8 protein-coding genes and 1 tRNA gene are annotated in these 7370 nt (G+C 66.8%); 2 read left to right on the plus strand and 7 right to left on the minus strand.

What is annotated here, in order from left to right; translation table 11 throughout:
* Positions 1-208: 208 nt before the first annotated feature.
* Positions 209-1675 carry a lipopolysaccharide biosynthesis protein gene (locus tag BGN95_RS22780; protein ID WP_286774107.1) on the plus strand — a complete coding sequence of 489 codons (1467 nt, stop codon included), beginning with the start codon at positions 209-211 and terminating at the stop codon, positions 1673-1675.
* A gap of 8 nt (positions 1676-1683) precedes the next feature.
* On the opposite strand, the gene BGN95_RS22785 is transcribed toward BGN95_RS22780, so the two are convergent.
* The 7 genes from BGN95_RS22785 to BGN95_RS22815 all read right to left on the minus strand — a co-directional run bounded on the left by BGN95_RS22785 (position 1684) and on the right by BGN95_RS22815 (position 6383).
* Positions 1684-1759: transfer RNA gene (locus tag BGN95_RS22785), tRNA-Val, on the minus strand.
* Positions 1760-1814: 55 nt separating this feature from the next.
* Positions 1815-2747 carry a winged helix DNA-binding protein gene (locus tag BGN95_RS22790; protein WP_286774108.1) on the minus strand — a complete coding sequence of 311 codons (933 nt, stop codon included), beginning with the start codon at positions 2745-2747 and terminating at the stop codon, positions 1815-1817.
* A gap of 140 nt (positions 2748-2887) precedes the next feature.
* Positions 2888-4369, minus strand: a complete 1482-nt coding sequence (locus BGN95_RS22795; protein ID WP_286774109.1) for an NAD(P)(+) transhydrogenase (Re/Si-specific) subunit beta — start codon at positions 4367-4369, stop codon at positions 2888-2890.
* A gap of 93 nt (positions 4370-4462) precedes the next feature.
* On the minus strand, positions 4463-4762 hold the full coding sequence (locus BGN95_RS22800; RefSeq protein WP_179512730.1) for an NAD(P) transhydrogenase subunit alpha part 2: 300 nt from the start codon (positions 4760-4762) through the stop codon (positions 4463-4465).
* Between the two features lie 3 nt (positions 4763-4765).
* The gene (locus tag BGN95_RS22805) at positions 4766-5137 is read right to left on the minus strand and encodes a hypothetical protein (protein ID WP_286774110.1); all 372 of its coding nucleotides are present in this window, start codon (positions 5135-5137) and stop codon (positions 4766-4768) included.
* Positions 5134-6255: an NAD(P) transhydrogenase subunit alpha gene (locus BGN95_RS22810; RefSeq protein ID WP_286774111.1), complete on the minus strand. Its 1122-nt coding sequence runs from the start codon at positions 6253-6255 to the stop codon at positions 5134-5136. The genes BGN95_RS22805 and BGN95_RS22810 overlap by 4 nt, the downstream gene beginning before the upstream one ends.
* A 5-nt stretch (positions 6256-6260) precedes the next feature.
* On the minus strand, positions 6261-6383 hold the full coding sequence (locus BGN95_RS22815; RefSeq protein WP_179512733.1) for an aa3-type cytochrome c oxidase subunit IV: 123 nt from the start codon (positions 6381-6383) through the stop codon (positions 6261-6263).
* A gap of 149 nt (positions 6384-6532) precedes the next feature.
* Between BGN95_RS22815 and BGN95_RS22820 the strand changes: the two genes are divergently transcribed.
* On the plus strand, positions 6533-7370 hold an 838-nt coding region (locus BGN95_RS22820; protein WP_502688338.1), incomplete at its 3' end, for a sigma-54-dependent transcriptional regulator.

Genomic DNA, 7370 nt, shown 5'->3' on the forward strand with positions numbered 1-7370 from the left:
CCCCATTTTTCGTGGAGCACCCTGGCGCCTGCGTTTTCGCTGCCCCGATCAAGCGGTCCGTGTGGCCCGCCCCGTCGGTGAGGTGGCTTCTATGCCCGCTCACCCGAGCCGTCAAACACTATTTTGCAATTTTGTTTCCGTCATCGAAAAACCAAGGAAATCCGCCATTTTAACCCGTTGTGAAGCCGGATCGGCTACCGCGGTCGGGATGGAAGCCGCCGCGAATCAATCGAATCAGCCCCGAGAATCGTTCGCCCGACAGGTGCGCAACGCGGTCATCTGGCGTTCGGGGAGCCAGATCGTCGCCCAGCTCGTGCAATGGGCGGCGACCTTTCTGGTGATTCGGATCCTCAGCCCGCACGATTACGGGCTCTATGCGATGACCGGCGTCGTGCTGGTGTTCCTCAACATGCTCAACGGCTACGGACTGGCGAGCGGGCTGGTGCAGCGCGAGAGCGTCTCGCACCACGAGGTTCGCCAGCTGTTCGGGATGCTGATCGCGCTCAACGCCACGCTGGCGATCGCGCAGCTGCTGATCGCGCCGGTCGCGGCAAGCTATTATCGCCAGCCCGAGGTGGCGGCGCTGCTGCGCGTCCAGAGCCTGCTCTATATCGCGACGCCGTTCATCGCGCTCCCTTATGCGGTGCTCAACCGCGAGATGGATTTCCGCCGCCAGGCCAAGGTCAATATCGTCGCATCGATCGTCAGCGCGTCGACCGCGTTGGGCGGTGCGCTCGCCGGCTGGGGGGTGTGGACATTGGTGTTCGCGCCGATGGCGTTGTTCGGTACCCGCGCGATCGGGCTGACGATCGCCGCGCGTGTCCTGGTGTGGCCGTCGTTCGATTTCCGCGGCGCGGGCGGGCTGGCGCGATTCGGCGGGATGATGGCAGCGAGCCAGCTCTTCTGGTTCCTCCAGAGCCAGGCCGACGTGTTCATCGCCGGGCGCCATTTCACCCCGCACATGCTGGGCATCTATACCACCAGCCTGTTCCTGACGCAGATCTTCGTCTCGAAATTCGTGCCGCCGCTCAACGAAGTGGCTTTCTCGGCTTATGCGCGCATCCAGCACGATCCCGCCGCGACCGCTGCCGCCTTCGTCAAGGCGGTGCGCGTGATCATGCTCGTCGCATTGCCTTTCTATACCGGGCTGGCGATCACCGCCGAGCCCTTGGTGCTGACGATGCTCGGCGACAAATGGGCCGAGGCGATTCCCGTCGTGCGGCTGCTCGCCTGCGCAATGCCGTTCATGACGCTGCAGGTGTTGCTCACCCCGGCGTGCGACGCGCGTGGCCGCCCCGGAATCGGGGTGCGCAACGGCGCGGTCGGTGCGGCAATCCTCGCCTGTGCCTTCCTGGTCGCGGTACGCTGGGGGCCGGTCGGGCTCGGCTGGGCGTGGATCGCCGCTTATCCGCTCTATCTCGTCGCCTCATGCTGGCGCGCGCTGCCGGTGATCGGGGTGACCGCGCGCGGGCTCGCCGATGCGATCGCCACGCCGTTCGCCGCCGCGCTGGCGATGGCGCTGGCGGTGACGGGTATCGCCGCGCTGCTGCCCCCGCTCCCCGCGCTGCCGCAGCTCGCGATCCTCGTCGCGGCGGGGGCATTGGTCTATGGCGGGTGGCTGTTCGTCTTCGCGCGCGGGACGATCGCCGAACTGCGCGGATTGATCGGGCGCTGAAAGAACCGTGGTGGGCGGTGACGGGCTCGAACCGCCGACCCTCTCGGTGTAAACGAGATGCTCTACCAACTGAGCTAACCGCCCACGGGAGCGCGCCGGATGACAGAGCCGGCGCCGCATCGCAAGTGTTCAATGCCGGTCAGACCAGGGGCAACCCCATCGCGCGCGCCGCCGCGACATAATTGCGCATCCCTTCCAGCCCGCGCGGCGACAATGCCATGAACGCGCGCCGGCGGTCGAAGGGGTCGGGCTGTCGCTCGAACAGCCCCGCCTCGGTCATCCGCGTGATCCAGCGCAAGGCGGTGGTCGGCGGGACGGCGGCGGCGATGCACAGGCTCGAGACCGAAACCTGCGCGCGCTCGAGCTGCGCCGCGAACAGATCGAGCATCATGTCCCACGCCGGATCCTCGAACAGGCCCTTGCCGAACTGGCGATCGCGCAACCGCCGCGCGCGAATGACCTGGCGAACCTCGGCGGGATCGATCGCCGGTGGCTCCCGCCCACGCGCTGCGAAAGCGAATTGCATGTCGGCGACCGAATCGCGCGCCTCGCGCGGTCGGCTGAGCCGGGCGAGCACATCGGCGATTCGGGCGACTTCCTCGTTGAGCCGCGCCAGCCGCGCCGCCTCGCTCTCGGCGACGCGATCGTGAAGCGGCAGGCCGTCGAGCGCGCGCCACGCCGCCACCGCCCCGACCCAATCGAGCGACGTGGGATCGCACAGCAACGCGACCTGCGGCCCGACCAGTCCCGCGCTCGCGATATCGATCTGCGCCGTCGTCAATCCAGCGACGATCGCCAGTCCTCGCCCGGTAGCGATACCGTCGATGCGATAGAGCGCCGCGGCGAGCTGCTCATCATCCGCCCCGGCCGTATCGAGCAGCAGCAGCGGCGCGACGACGGTCGCCTCGACGCGCGCAACCGCCTCGTCCCAGCTGACGCTGGCGAGCACGCGGCCGCCCGTCGTCTCCACCACGTTGCGCAGCGACCGATCGCGCGCGAAATCCGGTGTCGCGACGATCAGCGCGTCGAACGGCGCACGCGTCGCGGCGGTGCGCCCTTCCCCCTCCAGCATTCCGATCCTCCGAGCTTAAACGATCGGATACAGGTTACGCATGCCGCTTCGGCGGCGCAGCGCATCAAGCTCCGATTCGGACTGTGGACATCGGGGGGAAAGGAAAAATGCCTCCGAAACGGAGGCGACTGCGCGAGGGATCAGTCGAGCGACTTGACGATTTCCTCGACCATCTTCTTGGCGTCGGCGAGGAGCATCATCGTATTGTCCATATAGAAGACGTCGTTGTCGACGCCGGCATAGCCGACACCGCCCATCGAGCGCTTCACGAACAGCACCGTCTTGGCCTTTTCGACATCGAGCACCGGCATGCCGTAGATCGGCGAGGATTTGTCGGTCTTCGCCGCCGGGTTGGTCACGTCATTGGCGCCGATGACGAAGGCGACGTCGGTCTGCGCGAATTCGGAGTTGATGTCCTCGAGCTCGAACACCTCGTCATAGGGCACGTTCGCCTCGGCGAGCAGCACGTTCATATGCCCCGGCATGCGCCCGGCGACCGGATGGATGGCATATTTGACGCGGACGCCATGTTCCTTGAGCTTGTCGCCCATCTCGCGCAGCGCGTGCTGCGCCTGCGCCACCGCCATGCCGTAGCCGGGAACGATAATCACCTGTTCGGCCTGCGACATCAGGAAGGCGGCATCCTCGGCCGAGCCGCGCTTCCACGGGCGATCGACCTTGGCCGCGCCGCCGGTCGAGGCCGCCTCGGCGCCGAACCCGCCCGCGATCACGCTGATGAAGCTGCGGTTCATCGCGCGGCACATGATGTAGGACAGGATCGCGCCCGACGAGCCGACCAGCGCGCCGGTGATGATCATCGCGGTGTTGTGCAGCGTGAACCCCATCGCCGCCGCGGCCCACCCCGAATAGCTGTTGAGCATCGACACGACGACCGGCATGTCGGCGCCGCCGATCGGGATGATCAGCAGGAAGCCGATCGCGAACGACAGCAAGGTCACCGTCCAGAACACCCACGGCGCCTGATCCTGGGTGAAATAGGCGATCAGCAGCAGGATGCCGGCGAGCACCCCAAGATTGATCACATGCCGCCCCGGCAACATGATCGGCGCGCCGCCCATATTGCCGTTCAATTTGGCGAAGGCGATGACCGAGCCGGAGAAGGTGATCGCGCCGATCGCGACGCCGAGCCCCATTTCGATCCGGCTGACGGTGAGGATCTGGCCGAACGGGTCGACGATCCCGAACGCCGCCGGGTTGAGATAGGCGGCGCAGGCGACGAGCACCGCGGCCATGCCGACGAGGCTGTGGAAGGCGGCGACGAGCTGCGGCATCGCGGTCATCGCGATCTTGCGCGCGGTGGTGAGACCGATCGCGGCGCCGACGCCGATCGCGGCGAGGATCTCGAGCAACGCGAGCGGGTCGACGCGGCTGAATATCGCCCAATAATCGACATCCTCCGCCTGACCGACCACCAGCACATGGATCGTCGGCACATGCGTGATCAGCGTGGTGATCAGCGCCAGCGCCATGCCGATCATGCCGAAGCGGTTCCCGCGCTGGCTCGATGTCGGGCTCGACAGCCCGCGCAATGCAAGGATGAAGCACACGCCGGCAATCAGATAGGCCAGAGCCGCCCAGGGATTTACCGCGACGTGTTCCATTCATCTTCCCCCTCGTCATCCCGGCCGGCGCCGGGATTTCGTGCCCCCGGCACGCCTGCGGATAGACCCCGGCTTATCCGCCGGGGCGACGCGTCAGTGTTTGGCGGCCGCCGGCCGCTCTTTCTTCTTGTACATCGCCAGCATCCGCTGGGTGACGGCGAAGCCGCCGAAGATATTGACGCTGGCCAGCGTCACCGCGACCAGCCCGAGCCATTTCGACCCCAGGCTGCCCGATGCCGCCGCAGCGATCAGCGCGCCGACGATGATCACCGAGGAAATCGCGTTGGTCACCGCCATCAGCGGGGTGTGCAGCGCGGGGGTGACCGACCAGACGACATAATAGCCGACAAAACACGCCAGCACGAAGATCGACAGAATCGCGATGAAATCCATGGCTCAGTCCTTCACCTTGCGCTCGGCCTTGGAAACGATGTCCGCCGCGCAGCGCGCGATCTGCTCCTCGCGGCACGTGCCGCTCATCGACGCCAGCCGCTGCGACGACAGATTGTCGCCCGGCTTCACCAGATCGACCATATAATCGAACCGGTCGCCCTTCGGGGTGACGCTGCCGAGGATGACCAGCGACAGCCCGGTCTTGTCGTCGCCCTCTGCCGGGCGCAACCGCTTGGCGCTCCCCAGGCTCCGGGTCAGCGCGTCGGACAGCCGCTGCGTCAGCGCGTCGTCGCTGGTGGAGCGCACATCGACCGGCCGACGCTCCGCCGCCGGCACCGACGCATTCGCCGCGAGCAACAACAACGCCAACATCATCCCGCAAGCCTTTCGTTCACGACCTTGCCGTCCTTGGTCAGCCGGATCGCGTCGCCGATCTCGGCATCAAGCACGGGCCGGCCCTGATCCTTGTCCCAAAAGGCTGACAGGAAGTTGAACAGGTTGCGCGAGAAGAGCGCGGAGGCGTCGGCCGGCAGCCGCGACGGCACGTTGCGATGCCCGACGATCTTGACGCCATGACGCTCGACCACCTCGCCGGCGACCGCGCCCTCGACATTGCCGCCCTGCTCGACCGCGAGGTCGACGATCACGCTGCCCGGCCGCATCGTCGCGAGCTGCGCATCGCTGATCAGCCGCGGCGCGGGGCGCCCCGGGATCAGCGCGGTGGTGATGACGATATCCTGCTTGGCGAGGTGGCCCGACACCAATTCGGCCTGGGCCTTCTGATATTCGGGCGACATTTCGGTGGCATAGCCCCCCGAGCCTTCGCCTTCGATCCCGGCGACATTCTCGACGAAGATCGGTTTGGCGCCGAGCGAGAGGATCTGTTCCTTGGTCGCCGAACGCACGTCGGTCGCCGAGACCTGCGCGCCGAGCCGCCGCGCGGTGGCGATCGCCTGCAGCCCGGCGACGCCGACCCCCATCACGAAGCATTTCGCGGCCGAGACCGTGCCCGCCGCGGTCATCATCATCGGAAAGGCGCGGCCATATTCGGCCGCCGCATCGAGCACCGCCTTATAGCCCGCGAGGTTCGACTGCGACGACAGGATATCCATCGACTGCGCACGCGTGATGCGCGGCATGAATTCCATCGCCAGCGCCTCGAACCCGGCCGATGCATAAGCATCGACCCGCGCTCGATCGCCGAACGGGTTCAGCCCGGCAACGACCCACGCCCCCGGCTTCGCCCCGGTCAGGCTGGCGACGTCGGGCCCCTGCACCCCGAGCACGATATCCGCGCCCTGCACGACGCTGGCGCGATCGCCGATCGTCGCGCCGGCATCGGCATAGCCCTGATCGGCGAAAGCGGCTGAGGCGCCGGCATCGCGCTCGACGGCGAGTTCGGCGCCGAGCGCAACGAACTTCTTGACCGTTTCCGGCGTGGCGGCAACACGCCGTTCGCCGGGAGCAGTCTCCTTGAGAACGGCGATCTTCATGCCGGTCAGTGGATCAACCAGATCACGAGCGCTGCGATCAGCGCCACGCCCAGCGTACCCCATTTCAGCAGGCTCATGACGCCGGTGTAGGTCGTCACATGTGCTTTCATGTCGGACTTGTCGGCCATCGCGTCCTCTCGCTTCCCCCGATTCGCATTGCCCCCTTATCGGGGCATGTTCAACGCCTCAACCCCAAGTCGAACGCAATATTGCTGCTTAAGCGACCGTTTACCCGTAGCGGCCTATCTGTCTCTCCCGTATCGGAACGGGACAGATTATGACGCGCAACGGTCAACGGCTCTTAATGCTGATCGAGAATGAGGCGGCACAACGCCGCCTTGTCGCGGCGTTGGCGGCGCGTGGCGGTTGGCGCACGGTGTTCGCCGACGACGGCGACATGGCGATCGCGACGCTCGGCACGCAGGAAGGGATGCAGCTCGACGCCATCCTGCTCGATCATTGGGACGAGGACGAGGATGCCAGCGAGTTGATCGCCGAGCTGCGCAGCCGCCGCCCGGCTTTGCCCGTGCTGATGATGACCGCCAACGGCTCGGTCGCGCATGCCGTGTCGGCGATGCGCGCCGGGGCGACCGATTTCCTGGTCAAGCCGCTCGCGCCTGAACGGCTGCTCGCCGCGCTCGAGGCGGCGGTCGCCGGCACCGAGGCGGGCGAGTTGCGCCCCCTCACCGAAAAGATCCCGGCGATGCTCGGGTTCGACGAGATCGTCGGCTCCGCCCCCGATTTCCGCGCCGCGCTGGCGATCGCGGCCAAGGCCGCGCGCGCGCGCGTCGCTGTGCTGATCGACGGCGAAAGCGGGGTCGGCAAGGAAGTGGTGGCGGAGGCGATCCACGCCGCTTCGCCGCGCAATCGCAAGCCGATGGTCACGGTCAATTGCGGCACCACCCCGGCGAATCAGGTCGAAAGCGAGCTGTTCGGGCATGAAAGCGGCGCCTTTACCGGGGCGTTCGATCGCAAGACCGGCAAATTCGTCGAGGCGGACGGCGGCACGATCTTCATCGACGAGGTCGGCGAAATGCCGCTCGACGCGCAGGTCAAACTGCTCCGCGTGCTCGAAACCGGCGAGGTGCAGCCGATCGGCGCGCATCATGCGCGCG

The sequence above is a fragment of the Sphingomonas sp. 66-10 genome, from assembly GCF_001897045.1.
In the GTDB taxonomy this organism is placed as follows: Bacteria; Pseudomonadota; Alphaproteobacteria; order Sphingomonadales; family Sphingomonadaceae; genus Sphingomonas; species Sphingomonas lycopersici.

Excerpts from the sequence above, each read along its gene's own strand:
- BGN95_RS22780 (WP_286774107.1), top strand. The coding sequence starts at position 209 with ATGGAAGCCGCCGCGAATCAATCGAATCAGCCCCGAGAATCGTTCGCC.
- BGN95_RS22790 (WP_286774108.1), bottom strand. The coding sequence starts at position 2,747 with ATGCTGGAGGGGGAAGGGCGCACCGCCGCGACGCGTGCGCCGTTCGAC.
- BGN95_RS22795 (WP_286774109.1), bottom strand. The coding sequence starts at position 4,369 with ATGGAACACGTCGCGGTAAATCCCTGGGCGGCTCTGGCCTATCTGATT.
- BGN95_RS22800 (WP_179512730.1), bottom strand. The coding sequence starts at position 4,762 with ATGGATTTCATCGCGATTCTGTCGATCTTCGTGCTGGCGTGTTTTGTC.
- BGN95_RS22805 (WP_286774110.1), bottom strand. The coding sequence starts at position 5,137 with ATGATGTTGGCGTTGTTGTTGCTCGCGGCGAATGCGTCGGTGCCGGCG.
- BGN95_RS22810 (WP_286774111.1), bottom strand. The coding sequence starts at position 6,255 with ATGAAGATCGCCGTTCTCAAGGAGACTGCTCCCGGCGAACGGCGTGTT.
- BGN95_RS22815 (WP_179512733.1), bottom strand. The coding sequence starts at position 6,383 with ATGGCCGACAAGTCCGACATGAAAGCACATGTGACGACCTACACCGGC.